At 30.9% G+C, this 24,240-nt stretch carries 33 protein-coding genes; 14 read left to right on the top strand and 19 right to left on the bottom strand.

The window, feature by feature from the left end; genetic code table 11:
• Positions 1-388 (top strand): inverse autotransporter beta domain-containing protein (locus EU96_RS0109300; RefSeq protein WP_032527033.1); only part of this gene is annotated, 388 nt, incomplete at its 5' end.
• A 40-nt stretch (positions 389-428) separates the two neighbouring features.
• A complete protein-coding gene (locus EU96_RS02745) occupies positions 429-1,343 on the top strand; it encodes a hypothetical protein (protein WP_032527034.1) in 915 nt (304 codons plus the stop codon).
• A 627-nt stretch (positions 1,344-1,970) separates the two neighbouring features.
• On the opposite strand, the gene EU96_RS02740 is transcribed toward EU96_RS02745, so the two are convergent.
• Entirely contained in the window at positions 1,971-2,981 is a 1,011-nt protein-coding gene (locus EU96_RS02740; protein ID WP_032527035.1) for an NmrA/HSCARG family protein, read from the bottom strand.
• 377 nt (positions 2,982-3,358) lie between these two features.
• Between EU96_RS02740 and EU96_RS10500 the strand changes: the two genes are divergently transcribed.
• Both EU96_RS10500 and EU96_RS10505 read left to right on the top strand, forming a co-directional pair.
• Entirely contained in the window at positions 3,359-3,574 is a 216-nt protein-coding gene (locus EU96_RS10500; RefSeq protein WP_206537467.1) for a hypothetical protein, read from the top strand.
• Positions 3,575-3,652: 78 nt separating this feature from the next.
• Complete coding sequence (locus EU96_RS10505) at positions 3,653-3,799, top strand: hypothetical protein (protein ID WP_241434577.1); 147 nt, start codon at positions 3,653-3,655, stop codon at positions 3,797-3,799.
• Between the two features lie 11 nt (positions 3,800-3,810).
• On the opposite strand, the gene hsdR is transcribed toward EU96_RS10505, so the two are convergent.
• The 4 genes from hsdR to EU96_RS10650 form a co-directional block, all read right to left on the bottom strand.
• Complete coding sequence (gene hsdR / locus EU96_RS02735; protein ID WP_032527036.1) at positions 3,811-6,147, bottom strand: EcoAI/FtnUII family type I restriction enzme subunit R; 2,337 nt, start codon at positions 6,145-6,147, stop codon at positions 3,811-3,813.
• Positions 6,144-7,244, bottom strand: coding sequence for a restriction endonuclease subunit S (locus EU96_RS10330; RefSeq protein WP_052044268.1), 1,101 nt, complete (start codon positions 7,242-7,244; stop codon positions 6,144-6,146). The genes hsdR and EU96_RS10330 overlap by 4 nt, the downstream gene beginning before the upstream one ends.
• Entirely contained in the window at positions 7,244-8,701 is a 1,458-nt protein-coding gene (locus EU96_RS02730; protein ID WP_032527037.1) for a type I restriction-modification system subunit M, read from the bottom strand. The genes EU96_RS10330 and EU96_RS02730 overlap by 1 nt, the downstream gene beginning before the upstream one ends.
• A gap of 307 nt (positions 8,702-9,008) precedes the next feature.
• Positions 9,009-9,542, bottom strand: coding sequence for a prepilin-type N-terminal cleavage/methylation domain-containing protein (locus tag EU96_RS10650; protein WP_052044269.1), 534 nt, complete (start codon positions 9,540-9,542; stop codon positions 9,009-9,011).
• 610 nt (positions 9,543-10,152) lie between these two features.
• Here EU96_RS10650 and EU96_RS02720 point away from each other — a divergent pair.
• The 5 genes from EU96_RS02720 (at position 10,153) to EU96_RS02705 (ending at position 12,244) form a co-directional block, all read left to right on the top strand.
• Complete coding sequence (locus EU96_RS02720; RefSeq protein WP_032527420.1) at positions 10,153-10,605, top strand: MauE/DoxX family redox-associated membrane protein; 453 nt, start codon at positions 10,153-10,155, stop codon at positions 10,603-10,605.
• A gap of 54 nt (positions 10,606-10,659) precedes the next feature.
• Entirely contained in the window at positions 10,660-11,178 is a 519-nt protein-coding gene (locus tag EU96_RS02715; RefSeq protein ID WP_032527039.1) for a DUF411 domain-containing protein, read from the top strand.
• A gap of 22 nt (positions 11,179-11,200) precedes the next feature.
• The gene (locus EU96_RS10570) at positions 11,201-11,422 is read left to right on the top strand and encodes a DUF3721 domain-containing protein (protein ID WP_241434578.1); all 222 of its coding nucleotides are present in this window, start codon (positions 11,201-11,203) and stop codon (positions 11,420-11,422) included.
• Complete coding sequence (locus EU96_RS02710; protein WP_032527040.1) at positions 11,423-11,683, top strand: hypothetical protein; 261 nt, start codon at positions 11,423-11,425, stop codon at positions 11,681-11,683.
• Between the two features lie 375 nt (positions 11,684-12,058).
• Entirely contained in the window at positions 12,059-12,244 is a 186-nt protein-coding gene (locus EU96_RS02705; protein WP_032527041.1) for a hypothetical protein, read from the top strand.
• A 673-nt stretch (positions 12,245-12,917) separates the two neighbouring features.
• Here EU96_RS02705 and EU96_RS02700 read toward each other — a convergent pair.
• The 8 genes from EU96_RS02700 to EU96_RS02670 all read right to left on the bottom strand — a co-directional run bounded on the left by EU96_RS02700 (position 12,918) and on the right by EU96_RS02670 (position 16,402).
• Positions 12,918-13,145, bottom strand: coding sequence for a hypothetical protein (locus EU96_RS02700; RefSeq protein ID WP_032527042.1), 228 nt, complete (start codon positions 13,143-13,145; stop codon positions 12,918-12,920).
• Complete coding sequence (locus EU96_RS10335) at positions 13,146-13,400, bottom strand: high light inducible protein (RefSeq protein WP_032527043.1); 255 nt, start codon at positions 13,398-13,400, stop codon at positions 13,146-13,148. It abuts the gene before it with no gap.
• Between the two features lie 299 nt (positions 13,401-13,699).
• Positions 13,700-14,056 carry a hypothetical protein gene (locus EU96_RS02690; protein ID WP_032527044.1) on the bottom strand — a complete coding sequence of 119 codons (357 nt, stop codon included), beginning with the start codon at positions 14,054-14,056 and terminating at the stop codon, positions 13,700-13,702.
• Between the two features lie 66 nt (positions 14,057-14,122).
• Entirely contained in the window at positions 14,123-14,266 is a 144-nt protein-coding gene (locus tag EU96_RS10340; RefSeq protein WP_193741343.1) for a hypothetical protein, read from the bottom strand.
• Between the two features lie 470 nt (positions 14,267-14,736).
• Entirely contained in the window at positions 14,737-15,024 is a 288-nt protein-coding gene (locus EU96_RS02685) for an RNA recognition motif domain-containing protein (RefSeq protein WP_032527045.1), read from the bottom strand.
• Between the two features lie 130 nt (positions 15,025-15,154).
• On the bottom strand, positions 15,155-15,496 hold the full coding sequence (locus EU96_RS02680) for a DUF1330 domain-containing protein (RefSeq protein WP_032527046.1): 342 nt from the start codon (positions 15,494-15,496) through the stop codon (positions 15,155-15,157).
• A gap of 384 nt (positions 15,497-15,880) precedes the next feature.
• On the bottom strand, positions 15,881-16,174 hold the full coding sequence (locus tag EU96_RS02675) for a hypothetical protein (RefSeq protein WP_032527047.1): 294 nt from the start codon (positions 16,172-16,174) through the stop codon (positions 15,881-15,883).
• Complete coding sequence (locus EU96_RS02670; RefSeq protein WP_032527048.1) at positions 16,175-16,402, bottom strand: hypothetical protein; 228 nt, start codon at positions 16,400-16,402, stop codon at positions 16,175-16,177.
• 99 nt (positions 16,403-16,501) lie between these two features.
• On the opposite strand from EU96_RS02670, the gene EU96_RS10345 reads away from it, so the two are divergent.
• On the top strand, positions 16,502-16,651 hold the full coding sequence (locus EU96_RS10345; protein WP_193741344.1) for a hypothetical protein: 150 nt from the start codon (positions 16,502-16,504) through the stop codon (positions 16,649-16,651).
• 371 nt (positions 16,652-17,022) lie between these two features.
• Here EU96_RS10345 and rluF read toward each other — a convergent pair whose 3' ends face one another.
• Entirely contained in the window at positions 17,023-17,745 is a 723-nt protein-coding gene (rluF, locus tag EU96_RS02665; RefSeq protein ID WP_032527049.1) for a 23S rRNA pseudouridine(2604) synthase RluF, read from the bottom strand.
• A gap of 367 nt (positions 17,746-18,112) precedes the next feature.
• On the opposite strand from rluF, the gene EU96_RS02660 reads away from it, so the two are divergent.
• Positions 18,113-18,718, top strand: a complete 606-nt coding sequence (locus EU96_RS02660) for a hypothetical protein (RefSeq protein WP_032527050.1) — start codon at positions 18,113-18,115, stop codon at positions 18,716-18,718.
• 212 nt (positions 18,719-18,930) lie between these two features.
• On the opposite strand, the gene EU96_RS02655 is transcribed toward EU96_RS02660, so the two are convergent.
• Positions 18,931-19,569, bottom strand: coding sequence for an SOS response-associated peptidase (locus tag EU96_RS02655; RefSeq protein WP_032527051.1), 639 nt, complete (start codon positions 19,567-19,569; stop codon positions 18,931-18,933).
• Positions 19,570-19,763: 194 nt separating this feature from the next.
• On the opposite strand from EU96_RS02655, the gene EU96_RS10350 reads away from it, so the two are divergent.
• Positions 19,764-19,910, top strand: coding sequence for a hypothetical protein (locus EU96_RS10350; protein ID WP_193741345.1), 147 nt, complete (start codon positions 19,764-19,766; stop codon positions 19,908-19,910).
• Between the two features lie 465 nt (positions 19,911-20,375).
• A complete protein-coding gene (locus EU96_RS10355; RefSeq protein WP_193741346.1) occupies positions 20,376-20,528 on the top strand; it encodes a hypothetical protein in 153 nt (50 codons plus the stop codon).
• 760 nt (positions 20,529-21,288) lie between these two features.
• On the opposite strand, the gene EU96_RS02650 is transcribed toward EU96_RS10355, so the two are convergent.
• Positions 21,289-21,600 (bottom strand): DUF3303 domain-containing protein, encoded by a 312-nt coding sequence (locus tag EU96_RS02650; protein WP_032527052.1) that lies wholly within the window; start codon positions 21,598-21,600, stop codon positions 21,289-21,291.
• 493 nt (positions 21,601-22,093) lie between these two features.
• Between EU96_RS02650 and EU96_RS10360 the strand changes: the two genes are divergently transcribed.
• Entirely contained in the window at positions 22,094-22,237 is a 144-nt protein-coding gene (locus tag EU96_RS10360) for a hypothetical protein (protein ID WP_193741347.1), read from the top strand.
• A 279-nt stretch (positions 22,238-22,516) separates the two neighbouring features.
• Here EU96_RS10360 and EU96_RS10365 read toward each other — a convergent pair whose 3' ends face one another.
• The 3 genes from EU96_RS10365 to EU96_RS02635 all read right to left on the bottom strand — a co-directional run bounded on the left by EU96_RS10365 (position 22,517) and on the right by EU96_RS02635 (position 23,932).
• Positions 22,517-22,663, bottom strand: coding sequence for a hypothetical protein (locus tag EU96_RS10365; RefSeq protein ID WP_187146050.1), 147 nt, complete (start codon positions 22,661-22,663; stop codon positions 22,517-22,519).
• 154 nt (positions 22,664-22,817) lie between these two features.
• The gene (locus EU96_RS02640; RefSeq protein WP_032527054.1) at positions 22,818-23,108 is read right to left on the bottom strand and encodes a hypothetical protein; all 291 of its coding nucleotides are present in this window, start codon (positions 23,106-23,108) and stop codon (positions 22,818-22,820) included.
• Positions 23,109-23,653: 545 nt separating this feature from the next.
• Positions 23,654-23,932, bottom strand: coding sequence for a hypothetical protein (locus tag EU96_RS02635; RefSeq protein WP_032527055.1), 279 nt, complete (start codon positions 23,930-23,932; stop codon positions 23,654-23,656).
• Positions 23,933-24,240 lie beyond the last annotated feature (308 nt).

Consider the following 24,240-nt stretch of genomic DNA (forward strand, 5'->3'; position numbering starts at 1 on the left):
ATGGGATGTAGAAGTAGGTTACAGACTCCCTAATAATCCAGAACTTGCCTTTTTTGTTAGAGGATTTAACTGGGATTACAAATATACACAAGACAATTCTGGATTAGAAGGAGCAGTGAGTTGGCAAGCTACTCCGCACGTTGGTTTAGAAGCTTATGTATCGAATGAAATCTCAGCAGCATCAACAACAGCTAATAATGACCTACCAGGAACAGATGAAACTTTCTTTGGTCTAAGGATGAATATCACAGGTAATCCAGTCAAGTTTGAAAAAGCCAACTACAAGAAAAACATGATTACTCAAATGACTCAACCAGTAAAACGTAAATATGATGTACTTCTTGAACGTAACACAGGTGGATTTAGTAATAGGGTTGGTGGATCCTAAAAACGAACTCAAATAATTATTTTCTAAAACAATTTTACAAATGAAATTCTCAAAATTACTCTCAAATACACTAATTACTGGGCTAACTGTTTTTGGCTCTACAGTACTTTTTCCTTCCGAGAAAGTGTCTGCAGCAGCTTGCCCAGATCCATCAACTACAACTCTTACTAGTCTTGCTACCGGTGGTGATGCTACCAGCTTCTTTCAAGTTACTGAAGACAATGAACCTGGAGATGGAGGCTTTTGTGAGGGTACACCTGATTCGTACGGTGTAACTGTTTACAAAATGGGGTTTTGCACTTCTGATCCTGGAAATCCGGCATCTGGATCTGCTCCTAATTACAGCAATTGTACTTGGACTTACGAGAACACAAGTGGAGAAGCAGCGTCCTTTGGAGCGGGAGCAACATTTAATCTTTCTGATACTTATGCTACCAAACCTGCAGTCGGTTCTTATGACTACGCTGTGATTGTTATTGATAATGAATTTAGAATAAAAGCTAAATATGGACCAATAGGACCTGTAGGGGGCACAAGAACGACTTACTATACAACTTCAACTTTTCAAGAATCAGCAACATCAACTGATGGCACTCCACCAAGTACTTGGGCTGCAAGTACGGCTCCGCTTGACTCTTTTGATCCAGGTTCATCCTGTGAGGCTACTACAGATGCTAATGTGATTGGAGGAAAAATCTATGCTTATTTACTTAATTCTGCGGGCACAGTTATTACTGATGATTCAAGTGCAGGTGTCACAACATGCTCAGGGGTTGAAAAATTATTAGGTGTTATGAATATGAATAGTACAGTAAATATAACTGCAGCTACTACAGGTTTGAAGGCTACTTTTGTTGTTACTAATAATGGTGCATCAGTAATTCTAGATCAGGCTAATAATGAGATTGAATTTGATTCTGGTCCGTTCAGTGTCTCCTTTGAAGTAATTGAATAGATAGATTACTTCTATTCAATCTATTCTCTTTTTTAGAAAGATTATTTTATTAATCAAGCAAGAGAGCTATGAAAACCACATTCAGCCATTTCTATTTGCTTCTAAAAAACACTTATTTGGAACCCAGTCTGTACTTAGCGATTAATTGCATATCTATACTCATCTTTGCAGTAAGACAACTCAACCTTGAGACTAATCTTAAATAAAGCTTTCTTGACTAAGAAGCTAAAGCCTCACTTGTTTGTTTTAGCTCTTGTTGCAAAGTCAATACATGGTGCTTTGGTAGCACTAGTTCGCAGGTTCGAATCCTGTCGCCCCGACTCAATCAAATCAAATTCATACTAGCGAGTCTCACAACTCGCTTTTTTTTATTTCTCATTTGTCTTAAAATCTCTACGGGCGAGGATTTATATACCTTTGGATAGCTTTGGAGGTTAGCTCGCCCGTTATTACTGATATTTATTGAGTAATCGATTATAAATTACCAACAATACTATTACTCCACCTATACCAAGAGCTGCATGGTATGGGTCATGATGATTAAGCCAAAGCTCCTCTAAAAATTCCACAAAAGATTACTCCTTATATATTTAGAGTAATTGTTATCTAATCAAATATATAGAGTAATTATTCTCTAATTAAATATCTTCTTTGTAAATCAATGTTAGGCAATCTTTTTTCTGCATTGACTGATGCCTTTCCCTTGAGCCAGAAAGATAGAGGGGTCATAGTTATATCTAGCTCATTCGCAAGGACTTTTAGTGCTTTCAAGTCTGCTCCATAACCTGCTCTCTCTATCCAACTAGCCATTAGTGCAATATCGTGCTCAATGAAATTCATAAGTTTACGTGGGACCATTGAATAGCGGACTGAAGGAGATTCCTTAGAGTTTATTTTTTGCCATAGAGCTGCCATTTCCTGCCCTGTCATCTCTTCTCCAGCAACATTCATTGATTCTCCCCAAAACCTTTTGGGATGTTCAAAAACAGCCCTTGTCCATAGTCCAACATCATCAACTGCAATGGTTTGCCAAACTTTGTCTTTATCGACAATTCCCGGGAAAATTGATTCAGAAATCTTCACACCGGGAAGATCACTATCGAAGTTCTCGAAGTAGCTAACAGGTCGAAGAATTGTTGAAATCTTTTTCAAACCATTAATCAGGATGTATTCCTCAATATTCCACTTGCTTGTGAAATGTCCTGGTGCTGGCTCATTCTTTAGAGGATCCTTGGGTTTGCAAACCGAACTAAAAACAAAGTGCTTTAATGTACCTAAGTCAGCAAGTTGCTTTACAACGTCTACTAAGTTTCTCCCTTGCTCTATTTCATATTCACGAACCATACTTCCACGGCCCAATACCCATCCTTTTGTGGGTGTCGTATTACCAAATATTCCATAAACCCCTGAAAAAACTCTTTTTAAGCTTTCTGGTTCAAGGAGATCCCCTCGAACAATTTCTACATTTGGCAAGTTAGCCAAAACCTTTGCCCGCTTACTATTAGGAGAGCGAGTAATTGCTCGAATCTGATAAGCACCACTTTGGGACAAATGCCTTACAACTGAAGAACCCTGTCTACTGGAGGCCATTGTCACTGCAATAACAGGCCTAGAGCACTTTTTGATTAAGTTCTTCATAACTAGATAAATCGCCGATAGAAAGACCAACTTGAGGAGTTAAGTCCAGATGTTAAGAAAAATTACATTAACTGTTACAAAATGTAAAGCATTTTCTTCTCAATCGTGAGTATGCTTTTGGGATCACTAGGTCGCAGGTTCGAATCCTGTCGCCCCGATTGGGATTACAAAGATTGCTAATATTGCTCGTGGGAAAAATGTGGGAAAAGAAATGGCTCAGAACGGACTTAAGTGAACAAAACTTTCTTATCACAAGGTTCTTTTTCTGAATTTGAAAGAGGATTTTTTCGAGCCATGGTAATCAATTAGGTATTCATATAATCTTTAAAAGACAAAAAAATATAAACTGAAAAATAGATATTTAAATAGTTAATTTAATGAAAAGAATCTTATATGTAGACATGGATAATGTTCTTGTTGACTTTCCTTCTGGTATATCAAGAATCTCTCTTGAATTACAGTCTGAATATGAAGATAGATTAGATGAAGTTCCAGGAATATTTTCTTTGATGAATCCTCTTAAAGGAGCAATTAATTCATATAAAAGACTTTCACAAAAATTTGATACATATATCCTTTCAACTGCTCCATAGAAAAACTCAAGCGGATGGAGTGATTAAAACAAATGGGTTAAAAAGTATTTAGGAGATGTTGCATATAAAAGATTAATTTTGAGCCATTATAAAAACCTTAATTATGGAGATTATTTAATAGATGATCGTTTAGCAAATGGTGTAAATTTATTTAAAGGAGAACATATTCATTTTGGATCAGACAAATTCCCAGATTGGGAAAGTGTTTGTTCTTATTTGTTATAAGTCAAAATTATTTATACCCTAATTTCTTGATAAAGATATTTCTGGAAATCAATGAAAGTTTTTTGAATATTTTGAGCAGTTCCTAGCTTTTCCTGAGCGGCGCTTATACTTCCATATTTTGCCCTTATTACTGTACTTAAATTACTGACATCGATTTCATCTTCACCAATATCAATATAATTTCGTAAAACATATTCAATGAAGTCTTTTTCATTCTGATTCAAAAAATTCACTATCTTAGATTTATTAGTTTCTACCCTTAATCTTCTAGGGACTGGTTTTTTGGAATAAGCAATGTATTCGAGAACATCAAAAATATCACTATTTTTTGCATTAATTAGTTCTTGTAGTTTCTTTAAATCATCAATATGACAACCTTCCTTTTCAAGCTTTTCCAACAACTCTTTTCTAGTGAGTGGATTTGCCCATAAAGTACGTAATTCAAATTCACTTTTGAATAGGTCTGGAAGTTTTAATTTTTCAAATAAACGTTTAAGAAATTCTTCTGGACTAACAGGTTTTCCATCTAGATAAAAGTAGGTGCTTTTCATGCTTTGAATTTCTCTAAATTTACCATCACTCAACTTTATGCGAATTTTTTTTGGAGTCTCTCCATCATCGCCTCCCTCATTATTTCCGCCGTTATTACTTCCATTTTCTCCAATGTTATTTCCTCCTTCAATAATTGGCTTGATAGGACTTTCTGGTTCTATTGGATCACCATCCCATTCTGGATCATTAAACAACTTATATGCATTAACAAAGTCGATGATTGTGAAATAATATTTTCCTTCAAATAACCTTGTTCCTCTTCCAATTATTTGTTTAAACTCAATCATATTATTTACTGGACGAAGCAAAACTACATTCCTTACATTTCTTGCATTTACTCCAGTACTGAGTTTTCTACTAGTTGTGAGAATAGTAGGAATTAATTTTTCATTATCTTGAAATTGTTTTAAATATGTTTCTCCAATAGCTGAATCTTTAGCCGTAACACGAACACAGTACTCAACTGGCTTATTTTTAGATTCCTGATTTATAAGATTTCTAATCAATCCAGCATGCAGTTGAGTCGCACAGAAAACTAGTGTTTTTTCGTCGTGATTTATCACAGAAAGTAATTCTTGTACTCGCTTTCTTTCTCGTTCTTCAATTACGATTGAACGATTAAAATCTTGCTCTTCATATATGCGATCCTCCTCTACTTCTCCTTCAAGAATTTCATCATCATTTGTATATTGATATTCATCGATAGTGGTTTGTATTCTTTTAACTTTGAAGGGAGTTAAAAATCCATCTTTAATACCTTCTTTAAGACTATAAACAAATACAGGATCACCAAAATATTTATAAGTATCTGCATTATTATTTCTCTTTGGAGTAGCAGTAAGACCTAAATGAACTGCACTCGAAAAATGATTTAAAATATCTCTCCAACTACTTTCATCATTAGCACCGCCACGATGACACTCATCAATAATTACTAAATCAAAGAAATCTTTTTCATATTGACCAAAATAAGGTTCATCTTTTTCTCCACTCATGAAGGTCTGAAAGATAGTGAAGAAAATACTTCCGTTTTTTGGGACCTCTTTATTCTTTGCAATATCTTTTGGATTTATCCGTACTAATGCATCTTCTTCAAAAGCCCCAAAATCTAAGAATGCTTGATTAGCAAGAATGTTTCTATCAGCCAGAAAAAGTATACGAGGTTGTCTCTTGGCATTCCTTTGTACAGTCCATCTACTTTTAAATAATTTCCATGCAATCTGAAAAGCAATAAATGTTTTTCCAGTTCCAGTAGCGAGGGTTAGTAAAACGCGATCTTTATTATTTGCAATCGAATGAACTACACGATTAACAGCAAGCTCTTGATAATAGCGAGCTTGCATTGCGCCGTTAAAATCTTCAAAAGGTATTGCATTGAATCGATCACTCCATTCATTAGTTTCTTTAAAGGTTCGTTTCCAAAGTTCTTCAGGTGAAGGGAAAGAATTAATTATTCCTTCAGTCTTTGAATCATGATTTATTCCATAAATTTCTTTTCCATTAGTTGCGAAGCTATTCTTGAGTCTTAATTTTTGTGCATAAATCTTTGCTTGAGCGACTCCTTCTCCAACATCTAGCTCATCACTTTTTGCTTCTACCACAGCAAGTTTGATATTTTTGTATTCAAGTACATAATCAGCTTTTAATTTACCTGTTCGAATACCACCTGCTCTTATTTCTCCATCATTAATTGGATATTCACGACGAACACGTATACCCAAAGAGATATCTGTTTCCCAACCGGCTTTTGATAACTGGGGATCAATAAGTTCAGCTCGAGTATCTGCTTCGTTCATAAGTTAATATTAAGTGTTTTCTTTAAGATTGAACTTTTAAGATTATCGAACAATTCTGACTTCTTAATTAAATTAATATCTACCTTCTTTATTAGTTCCTTAGCATTTACTATGGTTTCAAGTATCTCTTTCAATTTGCTCTCTTCTGGAATCGGAATGGGTATTTGATTCAATTTTGCTTTGTTTAGCTTTGGTTGAGCCATCCCAGAAATAAAATCATCAATATTTTTAAAATTCAAATAGATCTCAACCCATGATTGTATATCTTCTGAATTAAACTTCAAAACATGTGCGTGATTATTAACCCAAGATCTTCCACTAATTGAAAATGCAATAGGATAACTCCTTGATATTAAGTTCGCACCGTCCTCAGAAATCAAAAGTAAATCATCGTCAAATATATACCCTTGAACATAATCAACAATCCCACTGGCTCCATAATATGGGGTTAATCCATTTATTCTTTTTGATTTAGTTATTGGTTTTCTGTTTGAGTCTAGATTGGTAGAAATCTCATCAAGATATTTATTTTTCCAATTAAAGTTTTTGTTTCTAAGAAATTGAATAATAATTTGATTTAATAATTGAGAATAAATCAATACAGCCTTTCTTGATATGTTTTTTAATTTATGAATCTCATCAAAAGTAAAATCAAGCATCTCTATAATGCACACTTGTTCTGCTAATGGGGGCAATAAGAATGTAATACTTTCAATTTGCTTTTTACTTATAGAATTAAATATTGCGCCTGAAGTAACGTCAAGATTTTTAGAAATGCTAGATAAGACATAAAAGAGATAATTTTTATCAATATTACTTTTTACCCTAATAGCAGCTAAGCCACGCCCAATGCAAACTTCTTCAGTTGCTAAATTTATTGCACCAACTGGAGCTCTTACAGAAAAAAGTAAATCACCAGCTTTAGCAATCTTAGTAACTTCTCTTGTCCAAATTGAAGGTGGTTTTAAAAACTTCTCTCCAAAATCCTTCTTGCCTTGGTAGAAAGGTAAACCTTCTTTTTCCTTATTGTAGTTTTCACTTTTAGGAGATTGACCTGCAATAACATTAGCGACATCTGATAGTTTAACTAAACTCATTACTGCAGTACACCTTTAATTCTCTCTAAACATTCAGCTGATTGTAAATCTAACTGTTCAATCTCATCAATAATTTCTCGAGGTGTTCGATTATCTATCTTTTCAATAGTGTTTGGATTCTTTGCTGTCAGGTCCCAAGTATCTTTATTGACTGATCCAATATCTAATAACCAACTATTTTTGCTTGATTGTTTTGTCTTATAAGTTTCAAAAAAATCCTTTAAATCATTTTCATTCATCGGATTAGTTTTGCCCATACTTCTCCCAACATCAAGTTGGTAATACCAAATTTGTTCTGTAGATTTACCTTTCTCAAAAAATAGGACAACTGTTTTTACTCCTGTCCCGATAAAAGATCCTTGAGGTAAATCGAGAACAGCAAAAAGATTACAGTCTTCAAGTAGTTGCTTACGTAGTGCAATGCTTGCATTATCAACATTACTTAGAAAAGTATTTTTTATTACGACCCCACACCTTCCTCCAGACTTCATCATTTTTATAAAGTGCTGCAAAAATAAATAAGCTGTTTCAGAGGTTTTAATCGGAAAATTCTGCTGTATTTCTGAACGTTCCTTTCCCCCGAAAGGAGGATTAGCAAGTATTACATCTACCCTATCTTTTTGCTGAACATCTGCAAGATTCTCAGCAAGTGTATTTGTATGAATAATATTTGGAGCTTCAACTCCATGAAGAATCATATTCATAATTCCAATTACATAAGCAAGACTTTTCTTCTCTTTTCCATAGAAAGTGCTGTTTTGTAGTTGTTGAAATTCGGCTGCATTTAATTCTTTACTTTTACTCATCCAATCAAACGCTTCACATAGAAACCCTGCACTTCCAGCGGCACCGTCATAAACAGTCTCACCAATTTGAGGATTGATAACTTTTACTATGCTTTTGATAAGAGGTCGAGGCGTGTAATACTCACCACCATTTCGCCCTGCATTCCCCATGTTTTTGATCTTATCTTCATACAAACTGCTCAACTCAAGCTTTTCCTTATTGCTAAGGAATTTCAGATCATTTACTTTATTGATTACATCTCTAAGGGAATAACCGCTTTGTAATTTATTTCTTAACTCAGAAAATATTTCGCCAATTTTGTAATCGATACTATTTGGATTCTCTGCGCTTTGTTTAAATCCAGCAAGATGTGGGAAAAGCTCTTTATTAACAAACTCAAGTAAGTCATCCCCAGTTAATGCAATATCGTAATTAAGTTTCCCATCATAAGTCTTTGGATAAGCCCACTCATTCCATCTAAATTCTTTGTCAATAATTCTTTCGTAAGTTTCTCCATTTAAAATTGCTGCTGTTTCTTTCTCCTCTTCATAATCATCTAGATATTTGAGAAATAGAATCCAACTAGTTTGCTCTATATAATCAAGTTCACTGCTGCAACCAGCATCTTTCCAAAAAACGTCATCTATATTTTTGAAGGCTTCTTCATACATATATTTACTTAATTTTAGGTATGAATTTTCAACTATTTTAGCCTTGATTTAACATTAGAAACTTTTAACTGGGAAAAACGTGGGAAAAAGTCAACCTCTAGTGAACATTTACGAACAATATAAAACACTAGTATATTGCTACTACTGTTGTTATGACTAAAAAGTTAAAATATAGCTTAATTTGACCAGTTGCTTTGGGAGCACTAGGTCGCAGGTTCGAATCCTGTCGCCCCAATCAGTCATAGAAATAGAAGTCAGATATTGCTTAATAATGACCGCAGCTGTTTGCGGTCAAATTGCGGTCAAATCAACAATCAACATATGGGATAGATCTTCCCATTCTTCTTGTTTGTTCAACAACCTTTGTAGCTCCTGTTTGAGGGTTATAACAACCAGAAACTCCATATCCATTATTCTGATATACCGGTACTGGCATTGCTCTGAAGGTAAGTTTATTACTCCTTATTCTCATGTAAATATCAAAATACCCATCAGGTGTAGTCCAACTCATTGAATTTATAGTTGTGTAGTCCCTAGGAAGATTATTTTTGCAATAAGCAGGGTAATTTCTTCTGCAAGATACAACACTAACGTACTGTCCTAAATGACTTGTATATACTGGTAAAATTCCGTATTCAATGTAATAAGCCTGAGCTGCTTTTAAATAACCAGCGATGAGAACTGTTGGCTCTTTTTGTTTCGCTTTATCAGATGCATTTTGGAAACTAGGGATTGCAATTGCAGACAATATTCCAATAATTACAACAACAACTATTAATTCAACAAGAGTGAATCCCTCTTGATTTCTATTTAAATATTTTCTGACTAATCTTGCGGTCAAATTGCGGTCAAATCTATCTAATCTAATGCTAAATATAATATTCACATTAAGCAAAAAGATTGCGATAAATAAAGACCTAGAGCTCTTTTTTTATATCTAGTGCTTTGGGAGCACTAGGTCGCAGGTTCGAATCCTGTCGCCCCGACTCTTATAATCCAAGTCATACTAGAGAGTTTGGGAGACTCTCTTTTTTGTTGAAAAATCTGACGGCAGCAAGAGCCGTCAAATTGCCGTCAATCCAGTAGTTTTGAGACTATTAATTTACTTTTTCCTTGTAGATTATGTATATAGAAGTGATCTTCAAACGAAAAAACTACAATATCTAACTAGAAGATTTATATTAAATAGAGCTTTAGATAAAGTTTAAAAATAATAATGAGATCTAATTTTCGCCCAAACATTCGATTAACCATAAACATACTTTTAGTAATTGGCACATTTGCTATAGCTTTAAAGCTCTCCCCAATAGCAGAGGTCTATCAAGAGAAAAATCTTTGTATTAAATATTTAAAACATCAAGTAGACCGAGAAACACTAATCAAAAGACTAAAAATAGTTAAGCAAGCAAATCCCTCTAGTATTTGTGACTCTATTCTTAAAAGTTAAAAAAATGCAATTAAAGTCTCTTAAACCATTGATTGTAGTTTTTGGTACATCATTAATTATAACTATTACCTTGATTAAAAACTTCCAAGTTTTTATGGGTATATCAATATGTCTTTTAGCGATGCTGAAGATTATGGATATTGAAGCTTTTGGTATAAGTTTTAAAAAATATGATTTAATTTCTTCTCGGTTTAACCAGTGGATTTATATTTATCCTTTTTGCGAATTATTAATTGGTATTAGTTTTTTACTTTCTGCACCACCCTCTTCGGTCATTTTAATTGCTTTTATTCTAGGCATTATTGGAATGGCATCAGTATTCAAGGCAGTTTACTTAGATAAATTAAAATTAAATTGTGCATGCGTAGGTGGATATGCAAAAACCCCTTTAGGAATTATTAGTTTTATTGAAAATCTTTTAATGGCAATCATGAGTTGTTTAATTCTACTTCGATAGCAAATTTATAAAAAATGAATTAATTTATTTTTAAAATCATAATTTCTGAAAAAAATGGAATCTAATAAATTTATTATTAAAAGGAGTTTGCTTAACTCTCTTTTATTTTCTGGTATTCTCTTCGTAAATACATTTAATGCTCAAGAAAGCGCTGCTAAAAATCAAGAAAATATAAATATCCCTAAAGTCCTTTCTTATAGATCAGAATCATGCAGTTGTTGTAAGAAATGGGTAAATCATTTACGAGATAATGGATTTGAAGTTGTTGATAACATTGTTGAAAATATCTCAGAAATTAAACAACAATATAATGTTCCCAATAATTTAAGATCCTGCCACTCTGCAAAAATAGGCAACTACACGATTGAAGGCCATGTTCCGATTGAATCAATTAACAAACTTTTTAAAGAGAAACCAAGTATCTCTGGTATAGCCGTTCCTGGTATGCCGCATGGATCTCCTGGAATGGAAACACATTCTCATGAATCACATTCTCATAATTATGAAACTTATAAAGTAGTTTCATATAGTAATAATGGCAATACAAAAATATTCGACCAAATTTCACCCTAAAAAAATATTGATCAATTGAATTATGACTTTTGTTTTTAAGAAAATAAAAACTCTCACTTTTTTCTTTTTCTTATTTCTAAATTTCAATCTTTCTTCTAATGCACATGTGAAGGGTACATTTTCTACCGAAAAAGAAGCTGAAAAAAAATCATTAGAACTTGGTTGCGAAGGAATACATAAAAATCAAGATAAATGGCTTCCTTGTGAGAACGAAAAAGAATTACATAGATACCTAAGAAAATAAATGCAAAAAACGAAAATTAACAAAAGAAAAATACATAGAAAAGTAGCTGCACTTTCTGCAATCCCTTTACTAATTACTCTTATATCTGGAACTGCTTATAGTATTCTTCAGCCATTGGGAGTAGATGCTTTTTGGTTAATCAAATGGCATACAGGTAATTTTGGATTTTTTAATTTACAGCCCTTTTATTCAATATTTCTTGGTATTTCCTCAATAATCTCTGTCATATCTGGCATTAAATTATTACAAAAAAAAACTTAGAATTATCCAAAACAGCCGTCAATATGGAGCAAATAAGCCCTATCCATATTATTGGTTAGAAAAAGATGACTATCAAGATTACAAATTTTTACTCTTTCCTAATACAATTTATGGTGGTAGCTCAAAGTGGAAAGATGTAAAACGCTCAAGAAATTCCGACAAAAATCATATACTTCAAGCCGCAATAAATTCAAAAGAGCAAATTATTAGATATTTTGCAAGACCTTTTTAAATAATTACTGTTAAATTTTTAAATTACGAAATAACGATAAATTAATAATTGATATCAAAGTAATGTCACTTAATGCAAAGCTTACCTATAGAAATAAAGCTGCTCTTTATGGTTTAGTTCCTCATCAATGGGCCAAAGAATAATTGCTATCCTTACTTGTAGATGGCAATAAAGTACTAATGAAGGAATTAGAAGAAAATACTATTGAACAAATAAGAACTCTTCTTAATTATTTGGAGCAAACAGACCTATTAAAAAATAAAGAAATTCTTAGGTGTTTAGATGTAATAGCTAGGGAGTATGGAGGAGAAGTAGTAGATAAAAATTAAATGACTAATCCAGATCAAAAAACAATATTTCTAGAGCAGACTTATGACGAACTTAAATCAATTTGATCTAAATCCCAAGACGAAACTGGAGCTACAGATATGGAAGTAAAAACTCTACTAAGAGAACTTGCTAGGGTTTGGGAAAAAGATATTGATGACGATTACGACATAAATTGGGAAGTCTAAATTTTTTTTGCTCTATTAGCTCTATTCATTACTATTCTCAAAATTTTATTTTTTATTGATAAATTAGAAATAAAATAGAGAGTTAAAAATAAAACTATTTTTGCAAAAAATGAGATTTTCATAAAAATAACCTTTTACTTATAGAACCAAATTTCATTTAAAACTGCCAAGTTTGTAATAATTGCCCCTAGTTCTAATTCGAAAAAATAAATAATTTTTCTATAATTTTTTTTATTGTAAAAATAGAGAAATTTACATTAATAAATAAAGACAGATCAAGAATAAAAGTCTTTGAACTATTCGAAGATGTCTCCAAGCCTTCCCCATCTATTGTTGCAATCATGATTTCTTATGGTTGCGTTTATGAGAGATAAAGTAAACCAGATATGGAATGTAGCAGAGTAGAGAATATTAAAAATGCAAGAAAAGAATATAAACAGCTACTAGAAGAAGATTGGATGAAAACCAGTATTTTTAGAAGTTATTTTTAAGGATAAAAGCCCACTTTCCAGCGCATAACGCAATAACTTAGAGGGTTATATCCATTGCAATTCCAAAACTTAAATATTTTTACAGCAAAGTAATGAAAATTAGCATCATTGAAAAATGCCCAACCAAAATAGATTGCAAATGCAGTTAAAACAAACGCAGCATATTGAAGCCAATGAGTTCCAGACTTATCTACACCATTTTTATCAAAATTAGAATTACTCATTTAAAGGAGTGGATATGCTATCCATCCAAATAAGGTGTAGTTAATAATGACCGCCATGAAGCCAATCATTGCAAGCCTTCCATTTGTTCTTTCTGCAATAAACCAATAGCTATTTGGCCATTCAAAATTTTTCCCAATATTGGATATTTGATCTTCTGAAACTGGAGTCTCTTTAGGAGTATTCTCCTGTTCAAGATAATAATTACTATCTGGGTAAAAGCTTTTGCTTGAAAAATTATCTTTAAATTTACTCATTTTATTAGAAATTTTAACTTAAAGTATCATAAATAATAAAAAGGCTAAATAGGTTAAAAAGGTAATTCATAAACCATTAATTATCTCGAAAGAACAAAAGCTAAGATTATCGCTTTTGCTATCAGCAGCCCTAAGATAACCACCCGCCTGTCTTTGAGAATAACTTGGTCTTGCATATTCTGAAGGATTGAAAAGTTCTCCTCTAAATTGGAATAAACCTTTAACTTTTACTGTAGATGGTACATCAGGAAAGCTCCTTAAGATACTTGTTTTCTTCCATACCTGAGAACGTAATCCAGTTAATCCCTTTTCATATCTTTCTTTTTCTTCTTCTTAACTTTCTTTTTCTTTTTTACCTTTTCATAAATATCATCCGCCTTTTGTTCAATATTATCCAACTTATTTGAGATTTCCATTATAGCTTCAGCTTTTTTTTCTTTAACTACCGTATCTTTTACCTCAAGAATTTTAACTGGCTCTTCTTTAACTACAGTATCTTTTAACTCAATAATTTTAACTGGCTCTTCTTTAACTACAGTATCTTTTACTTCTTTTCTTTTAACTCCAAACCTACCTTTAATAAAATTGGTTATAAAAATAAGAACCGGAATATGAGCTAGACCGCCAATCACTATTCTAGTTTCTGAATAAGCCATTTATGAGTTAAAAGAATTGAGATATTTAAGCATAAATTTAATTTTTATAATCCTTTTATTAAGCCATTAACCAGGAAATTGATATGTGGTTGGTGTAGATGGTGAATTTAAATTTCGTTTCTTTCTTTTTGATCTCTTATAAACAACAAATACTCCTAAGCCTAAAAAAGGAAGTAATAAACCTTCTACAAGTAAAGGAAAATTAATCATAGAAGTTGTAAAGATATACTTTTAGAGAGACCAATTTCCAACGGGAACGAATTGAAACGCTCTTTTCTTTTCAGCCTCCTTGTAAAGAAAGTAGAAAAAATAACCTCTAGTAACAGTTATACAAGCGGTTAGAAATGCTAAAGCGACACATATAGGGCAATGTGGAAATCCCATATTTAAAGTTTATTTTTGATTATATTGTTTAGAATCTATAGATATCAATAAGCAGAAATACTAAATAGCTTGCCATAACTAGCATCTAGTCACAAATATATACATTCAAATATTGAGAGATGAAGAAAAATAAAGATACTTTTATCGAATTTAAGAGAATTCAAGACGATTTATAATGCAAGTTTTAAAACAGTATCTAAAAAAACAGGCCTAAAAGAAGAGCTAATTGCCTAAAATTTTAGATCGAATAGCAATCGTATTTAATAAAGCGGTGCAAAATCGCCAAGTAATAAGTACTAATTGTTTCTATTGAAATTATTGTGTTTTTTATTATTAGGTCCATTTCTTTTCTCAGCCACATTAACCCTTATCTCTCTTCCCATCCATTCAACATCTTGAAGATCATCAATAGCTTTTTTTTCTGAATTATGATCATTTAAATCTATAAAAGCAAAACCTCTTTTTCTTCCTGTTTCTCTATCAAGAGGTAAATAACATTTCTTTACTACTCCATAATTACTAAAAAGTTGTTCAAGATCTTCAACCTCAGTTTCCCAAGATAAATTTCCAATAAAAATAGTCATTTCTTTAATTTTTTTTGTGAAGGTATAAATAGTTGCTTTGGACTAGTGAAGTTATCTCCAATCAAATGCTTCCATTGTTCTTACTCTAACTCTTTATTGGCTATATCAACTAGTAGAAAACTTAGATTTTTTACATGCCCATTGCTCTTCTAAGCTTTGCAGCCTCATCTAAACCTTCCATAACTGTAAATGTGGAATTTTCAGTTGCTTCTTTTCTTAGCTTTGAAAGCTCTTTATATTCCTCAGATTCATAAGCTTCAACAGCTGCTCTCATTGATGGAAATTCACAAATAACTGCTAAATTGGCATCCTCAGTCCTCTCCTTCCCTTGAGGCTCTGTATCTTTTGCAAATACTTGACCTCCAACCTCTTTCAGCCATGGACCAACTTTATTTACATATTCATCAAATAAGTCTTGATCAATTATTTTTGCCGTTGATATCCAATAACCTTTAGCTCCTTTTTTATCCATTTATTTATCTAGGTATTTAAATTAGATTACATCATTTCGTATTGATCAAATTTATTTTTTATCTTCTTTATGGATTAATCCAACGGCTTCTTTTCTTCCAATCGCTTATTGCTCCTTACTTATTAAATTAGTATGTTTTTTGTTTAGTCATTTCATTAGTTTGTTTGTTTAGTATCATATACACAGGATTAATAAGTGATTGACATTCTTTGCATTTTCTATATTGGATAGATCAAAGCAACTTAATTATCAGAAATTATTTGACTATTGCAGGTGTGATTCTTTTTCAAAAATTCTTTAGCAGGTCAATATTGCTTATTCTTATTTTTAGCTGAGATTAGTTAACAATAAGATATGAACAACAATAGAGATTTAGAAAAAGGCTTAACTCTCTAAATACCTGCAAATAAATTCAAAGTTCTCGTAGTCCATAGTTATTGTCTTAAAAATATCTGTTTCTATTCTTCTATCACAAAAATTCTTCAATTCAACTTTAATAGTGGGATGTTTCATTGAGTAAGAGGGCGTAAAGCCAATGCGTTTTGCACGTTTATGCATATCTTTTTTAAGTCGAGGATCGCAGCCACAAAACACAATAGTTGGTCTAGAAGAATTACCAACTGAAGCATTAGAAATTCTTTGTTCTAAATCCGCTGCTATATTTTCAAGAACTTTCATTTAATCTTCTGCATCTTCAAATTCTCTTAGCAAACGAAAAGTTTTTGAAATAAAAGGTATGATCCATATCAACAAACCCACAATTGTTATCAACGCGAGAAGGAATCCCAAAATAGCTAAGAATCCCCCTGTCAAATCGCCTTCGTAGAAGCGATCAAGCCCAATTGGTGCGCCAACACCTAAAAGGAAGAGTCTTGTTAAAGTTTGTTTTTCTTTTTTTCTCAACATAAGTAAAAATAGGTTTTTATTCAACTAAGTTTATATCGACTGTCAATCACCAAAAAGTCAAAAAGAGAATAGATTGCTATTAATAAATAAAGGATATAAATGAACCTAAAAGTCAATATAAATTTTTTAGAAAAATATTTAGCTAATGTATTAAATGATATTGAATACAAAAGAATTACAAAGAAATTAAAAGAATATGATTTAATGGCGGACGTTGATGATCAAAGATTTCATCATTTTTGTTCCTAAATTTAAGTTTATAGACTAGATTGAGAAACATTATTTGATAGTCCTCCTTAAGTAAGAGGCACTAAGTCGCAAAAGGGGGGGCTGAGACTATATATCTTGTATATATAGGTATGTAATTTGAACTCTATTAAGACTCTAACTCGCTTCACTCGTTTAGCCATAACCTATTTTTAGTAAGAAAATATATGAGTTTTCTTATTTAATAGGTCGAGTGCTTTGGGTGCACTAGGTCTCAGGTTAGAATGCTGTCGCCTCGTGTCTAAAATTCCAATTTATAGAAAGTTTCCAGGCCTGTATTTATTGAATTTGTTATTTTTTTACAAATTATGTGGAAAATAATCTTATCACGACAAATAAAAGTGAATTTTTGATTAATTAAATGTTTTTGAAGAGTTTTCGAGTGATTTATTTAATTCTGAGAGTTCTTTTTTAGTAAATTCGCGATATTTTCCTGTCGGAACGTCTAACTTAATATTCATAATTCTTACCCGCTTCAGTGATTGTACTCTGTATCCTAAGCACTCACACATTCTCCTAATCTGACGGTTAAGTCCTTGAGTAAGTATAATTTTAAATTTTTTTGGCCCCAATTGTTTGACGAAACAATTTTTAGTTGTAGTTTCTAATATTTCGACTCCACTACTCATGGTTTGAATAAATTCTCTATTAATTTGACGATTAACGCTTACGATGTATTCTTTTTCATGATTATTTCTTGCTCTGAGTATTTTGTTTACAATATCCCCATCGTTAGTTAAAAAAATCAATCCTTCACTGGACTTATCCAATCTTCCAATAGGAAAGATTCTTTTAGGATATTTAATGAAATCTATTATATTATCGGGTTCTACTCCTATATCAGTGGTGCAAACTATTCCGACAGGTTTGTTAAAGGCTAAATATATGTTTTTTTGTTTCTTTGATTTTTCTATTCTTTTACCTTCAATTTCTACTTGATCATCATCCTCTACCTTTGTACCTATTTCAGGAATTTTTCCATTAATGGTTACTTTTCCTTGTTCAATAAGTCTATCTGCTCTTCTTCTAGAACAGAAACCTACTTCACTTAAATATTTATTTATTCTGGTAGCCATTTTGTCAAAGTTACCTTTTTATATTTTAAATATGAGGACAACTTATGGACAAATGACGGACAATTTTGTCAGGAATTTAAGCTAAAAATCCAAAATAATTCCATAATTCACAAAATCATTTATTTCATTAAAATCTACAATTTTTAATTATGTCACTATTTAAGAAACTAAAACGGAAAACAATAATCAATGAGGTAATTTTTTGTCTCTTAGGAAAATTCATTTTTTTATAAGTTTTTTTAAGAAAAGTGGATTTTCTGAAAAGAAACTTTATTTTAAATATTAATAATTTAAGATGAGAAATTATCAAAGATTAGTCGATAGATTCATTCAGAAATTAAGATAGTGATTATTAAACAAAAATAATATGATTAAATTCCCAATTAAATTGTTTTATATTTCTATATTGCCCTCTGCAATTTTATATATAGTAACGTTATATATATCTAATATTTACAATATCAAACTTAGTCTCGTAGTTCGAGACCTTGCTCAAACCTGTGGATATCCAATTGGAGTTGGGATGATTTCAAATATTGGGATTTTGTTATGGGGAGCAGCTGCATCTATTTGTTTATTTACAACATTCTCGCAGGAAATTAATAGTGATTCATCTAAATTACTTTTACTTGGAGGGGTATTCTCAGGCTTACTTTGTATTGATGATTTCTTTCTACTTCATGATCGTTATTTAGGGCCGGATTTTCTGAATTTAACATACCTATCAATTTCTATTTTTTTATTCGTTAGATTTCGAAAGATATTAAAAAGAATTGGACTTTTTAACTTGGTAATTTCAATTTTGTTCCTTGGTTTATCTATTTTTTTTGATGGGGTAATTCAACAGATATTCAATCAAAGTTATGATTTAACTCAATTAATTGAGGAAGGATTTAAATTTCTTGGCATTGCATGTTGGTTAAATTTTTGGTGTAAAGCTTCATATTATTCATTGAAATTTTGCAAATCCTAAATCAATAAATCTTTAAATCAAAAAGTTTAGAAATTATTAACTTTTATTTTTCATAAAGAATAATTAATATACTTCCAATATTAAAATTTTAGCTCCACTTTTTAGAATTTTAGTAATTGAATTTAATTCAACAGTAATTCCAAATTAGTCAAAATAATCTAAAGCCATAAATATTCCTATCAATACTATTGCTGGCATTAGTAAGCGTTTATTTAAAACAAACTCATTTGATCTGTTTCTTTTTTATTTATATCTTCTACTATCCAACCATCAGTTGACCAATTAAACATTATTGGAAGTAAACCTTTTAATTCATTAGTATCTTTAACTTGCTCTGTCCATTGTTCCTCATATCCATTAGGGATAATTACAGGCATTCGGTGATGTAAAGGTTTAATTAGTTGATTTGGTTCAGTTGTTAAAACGCAGCAACTTTCGAGTTCAGCGCCATCAGGTGAAGTCCACTTGCTCCAGATTCCTCCTAACCAAAAAGTTTCATAATTCTCTTTTCGTATACGATATTTTTTTTCAAAAAAACCACTTGCTGGTATTAAGCATCTTTTGTGTTTCCAACTTCCACTAAATAATTTTTTTTCTTCTACGGTTTCTGATCTTGCATTAAATGGTCTTGGTTTTTTTTTATCAAAAGGGTCTTTAGCCCAAGGTGAAATAAAACCCCATGTCATAAAAGTAGTTTTAATTCTGCCTTCATTTTTAATTACAAGAACAGGATCAGTGGGTCTTATTAAATTTTGAGTCTCGTATTTAGAATGAAGTCCACTTGGATAGTCTTGTTTTAAAACCTTTGGTAACTTTTTAAACTTTGTTTTCAGCTCAAATCTTCCACACATTGATTTTAATAAATCTTTTTATAGCTCACTTAAAAAAACGAGTCAATTTTTCTTATTTTATATCGAATGTCAATGTTATCAAATAAAAAATAATTAATATTTCTCAAAAAAATTCTTTTATTAAATGATTAAAAGAACTTGTAGATATTGCAAACCTTCCTCAAATTTAATTTAAATGCTTCACAATAAAAAAGATGACAGATCCTATCCTCTATTTATCAATGTTACTTGGACTTGGCGGAGTTTATGTATTAATCTCTTCTTTCCATGATGATGACGATGGTGATGATGACGGAGAAAGATATATTTATAATCTCAATTACACTAATTTCGCTAAATAGTTGAAAAGTTTTTAAAGCTATTGCGATTATTAATAAAGGTTACTCTCCTTGAAAAGCTCCTATTCTAAGGAAGAAGTTTTCAAAACTACTGGGATATTATTATAAATAAAATTTCTATTCATCCTATTTTAACCTAAATATAATATTAATTTTAAAATCTAATTGCTGGTCCTCTATCCGTATATATTTGTACTTCAAACCGTACATCTTTGTAAGCCGGTTGCTTAGGGTGGCTAGTTATAACTAAGAAGAATCACACACAAGTTAAATGTTGTCAACACCGATGAAATCTTGCAAGAAATATGTTTTGAGTTACAAAGTTTCATCTAACAATATTAATCGATTTGGCCTCTATGCACGGGATGCATACGGTTGCTTGATGGTTGCGAGAGAATTTAATTCTTACGTGCATGCCCATCCAGGTTCTGTAATGAGAACCCCACAAAAATTTTGAGGTAATTAATCATGAATTTTAAAAGATCACCATTCGCAATTCAAGATAAAAACAAAAGAGACCTTGAAAATGCAAAAGATTATCCAACTATTGCAGATTTAATGAGAGAACAGAAAGACTCAAATACAGTCCACCATAGGAGAGATCTAGATTCTCTTGGTTAATTTTTGAATATATAGCTAGTTATGAATTTTTAAAAATCACCATTTTCAATCCTAAATAAAGAAAGAAAAGAAATTAATTTTACCAAGGGAATTTATAAGAGAAGCGTTCAATCAGAAATTTAATCTTATAAAGATTTTGAGGATGAATATAAGAGAGATACAATTTAATCTAAAGATGTATTTATGCTAGATAGAATTTTAATTAAGCAAACATTTATTGATTTGAAAACCAAAATTTTGCTCATAATTTAGTAAAGATTAATTTACTGATTCAGTTTTATTAATTGATCACCTTATTTTTATTTTTCAAAACTTAAATTTCAGCACATCATTTTTTTTCTATACTAGGCTAACAAGAAACCCCTCCAGAAATTCCAACTACTGAAAGGGTTATTAAACCGACTTGTACTATATAAAGTCAATCTATGTCTTGGAGTAAACGTAGAGCATACTCATGAGGTTTGGCCTCAATACATTTATAGCAAGATAATTATAAATCAACGAAAATTGCTTATGGATTTAGCTTCTTATTCATAAGGTAATATTTTCGCCCTTAATTTTATTTCTAAGCTCTTTGGGCACATAAGCAATATCTTTCTTAATTGCATCAATGGCTTCTTAATACTTTTCAGGTTCAGCTAAAAGCATTTTTATCAAATTGTATTGGCTTTCAATTTCTTGAGAAGAGAATTTTCCCATTAAAAAAAGAGGGTTTTATCCCTCAATATTAGATCCACTATCAATCAAAAAAGATTAATTACTAATTTGATGCTGCTGCGATTTCTTTATGGACGGAGAGAAATTCTTGATCTGTTAAAACTGGAGTGACTTCAATTTCCACTCCAAAATTATCTACCCAGATATTACTCCATTTCCAAATGTTCTGATGGTTTGAAGATTCAACTATTGCCCAACCATTAGCCCCTTCAGGATTTACTACTCGATTAACAACTTTAAACCCATCAAATTGATCACCTTCGCATCCTCCTTCTACAAAGCCCGCGAAAGCTTCTGCCCCTTGCATATGACTTTCTTGATCTGGAAATTGCCAGTGTACTATGTATGATTGCATAAATAAAATTCTAATTTTTTTTTAATATTAATTATTTAATTTAAAAATTAAATAAAAAATCTTTAAACACTAATTAAAATATTAATAAGCCTAAATAGCGAAAATAACAAAAAAAAAAGACTCTTAAGAGTCTAGGTGATGGGGACTCCTATAATGACAAATTAAATAAGAACAAACAACCCCACCAATAGGTAATTTTCATTAATAAGAAGCACCATATGTAGTGCTAGGACCTGAAAAAAGGTTGGGTGATGGGAATTTCCAGCTTTTTTTATTTGGGCGAATCTAACGCCCTTTTTTATGAAAAATTTACTTTAATAAATAAAAACAAATCGAGGATTAAAGTATTTGAACCTTTTGAAGATAGTTCAAAGCCATCTTTCATAATTAGGGAACTTATTACCAATAGTAAATTGCAAATAAGTATTAGCGCCTATTGATGAGGATAATTTATCTAGATAAATTAGGCAGAATATAAATTTAAGGGGGATTTATGAGTGGAGATTATGAGACATTAGAAATCAATCAACCAAAAATCTCATATTTTCAGAAAAGATCCAAAAATAATACAGAATGGTTGGATGAATTAATCAACAAAATTGAAGATATGAAAAACAACATATCCAAAGCTGCTTAATGAAAGGGAAAGAGCTATGGAATTAGAGAAATTGATGAAATAAAATGGCTAGAATTACGAGCTAAAAGATATATATTTAAGGGAAGTTATAGACCTAAATAAAGAATTCGAATGAGATCTTATTTTCACCAAACATTCGACTAGCTAAAAACATTCTTTTAGCTTCCCCCATAATTTTTAAATTTAATTTATATATCAATAATAAAAACTAAGTGATATTCTCGAGAATTAATTTTATTTTAAAAATAGTCCTTTTTATATGAATAAATTATTTAAAATTTATTTAGCCTTCTTTAAATATAGATTCTTTGTATTTGCCTGATCTGATGTAAATAACAAAATTAATATAGTTCCAACTAAAAATGAAAAAATCATTGTTAAACCAACAACCTCAACCATCTCACTAGGAAGATAATTTAGAAACATAATGAATAGATCTCTTATTCTTAACTTAGCAATTGTATATATTATGTAAAGTAAGTATTATTCCTTAAATTTCAAAAAGAACTTAGTGAGACTTTATCGTCTTTATTTAAGTCTATTTTCAGGATAAATCTTGTCTTATTCCATCACAATTTTTTTACTTTGCTATTCCTATTTTCTTAAGCAATTTTAGATAAGGCAAGGCCCAATTACCAAAAGTAAAAGAGATTGTCGTGTTTTTTGTTGTTGGTAATAATGATTTAGAACGCAGAGAGGCTAATTTAGAGAATTGCTTAATAGTCTCTGCTTCTAGATTATCCATATACAATTTTTTTTGAATACCTCGGTCTTTCTTCTGTGGCAAATAATTTTCTATGAACCATAAAACTTGATCTAACTTTGATTTGTTAGGTATGTCATTAAATTGTTTATATTTCTTTTTGAACATCTTTATTTACCTCTTGATTCCTATATTAAATTTGCCATTTATGTACTTGAACGCAATAGTAAAAGCATCAAAATTATGTTCTTTTAATAATCCAGAAACGGAAAAATAAATTAATTAAAAATTACATTATTTGTAATTAAAAAAAGGGGTTTGAAACTTTTTTTTTTGATCAGTTAAAAATAAGAATTTAATGTTTTGACTCTTTCACTTTCATTCTTTTTTGTGTTTGCCTTATTCTTTCTTCGAAGAATGATCGTCTATATGGGGTAACTTCTACATTTTACTTTCCAAAAGTCGGGCTTAATAAAGCCTATTGGCTCTGTTGAATTTTTCTTTTATTAGTAAGAGATTATGCATTGTCTTCTTCAGTTAATGAGAATCCCATTACCTATTACAATGTAATGAGTCCATAGATATAAACTTAGATAAACGTTCATGATGAATAACACCTTGAAAAAATTTACGCGAGATTAATTTTTACTAGTTATTTTGTAAACAATAAATAATCAATCAATTTGAAAGATAATATTTTAATATTGGGTTAACTAGGATAACAAAATAGTCTGAGAACCATCATTATTATCATGAATCAATATTTTTTTTTCTGGAAAAATTTCTGATAATATTCTTTTCAAATTAGAATTATCGGAGTTAATTTTATTATTCATATTTTTTTTTGAATTAATTTTCCAATTTTCATCTACAAATAGTTCTTTACCCTCACTATTTATTGTTTCTATGGATGTCTTATTTAGAATCTTAAGTAACAATTCGGAATCATAATCTCTAAATTCTTGAGAGCTCTCTTCGAAATTTTTAATCATTATTGAGTAATCTAATATTTCTAAATCTTGCTTTAAAAATTTCGAGAATACAAGGTATTAATTACCTAAAAATATATAATTTTCAAAAAATCTAAAGACTCAAATTTAAAAAGATGAATTAATCATTTACACCTTTTATTAACTTGTTAAGTTGCGAATAAGATCATCGAAAAAAAATCACAAGAGTATTTAACAAAGAAATTAGATTTTTAAGATGGTTGAATTCTTGAATAATATTACCATTTGTTTTTATGGCTGCATGCTCATCAATTATTCTTTATGGTGTTTTATTGATTCTAATAAAATAT

Source organism: Prochlorococcus marinus str. MIT 9302 (assembly GCF_000759975.1).
GTDB classification, from domain to species: Bacteria; Cyanobacteriota; Cyanobacteriia; order PCC-6307; family Cyanobiaceae; genus Prochlorococcus_A; species Prochlorococcus_A marinus_M.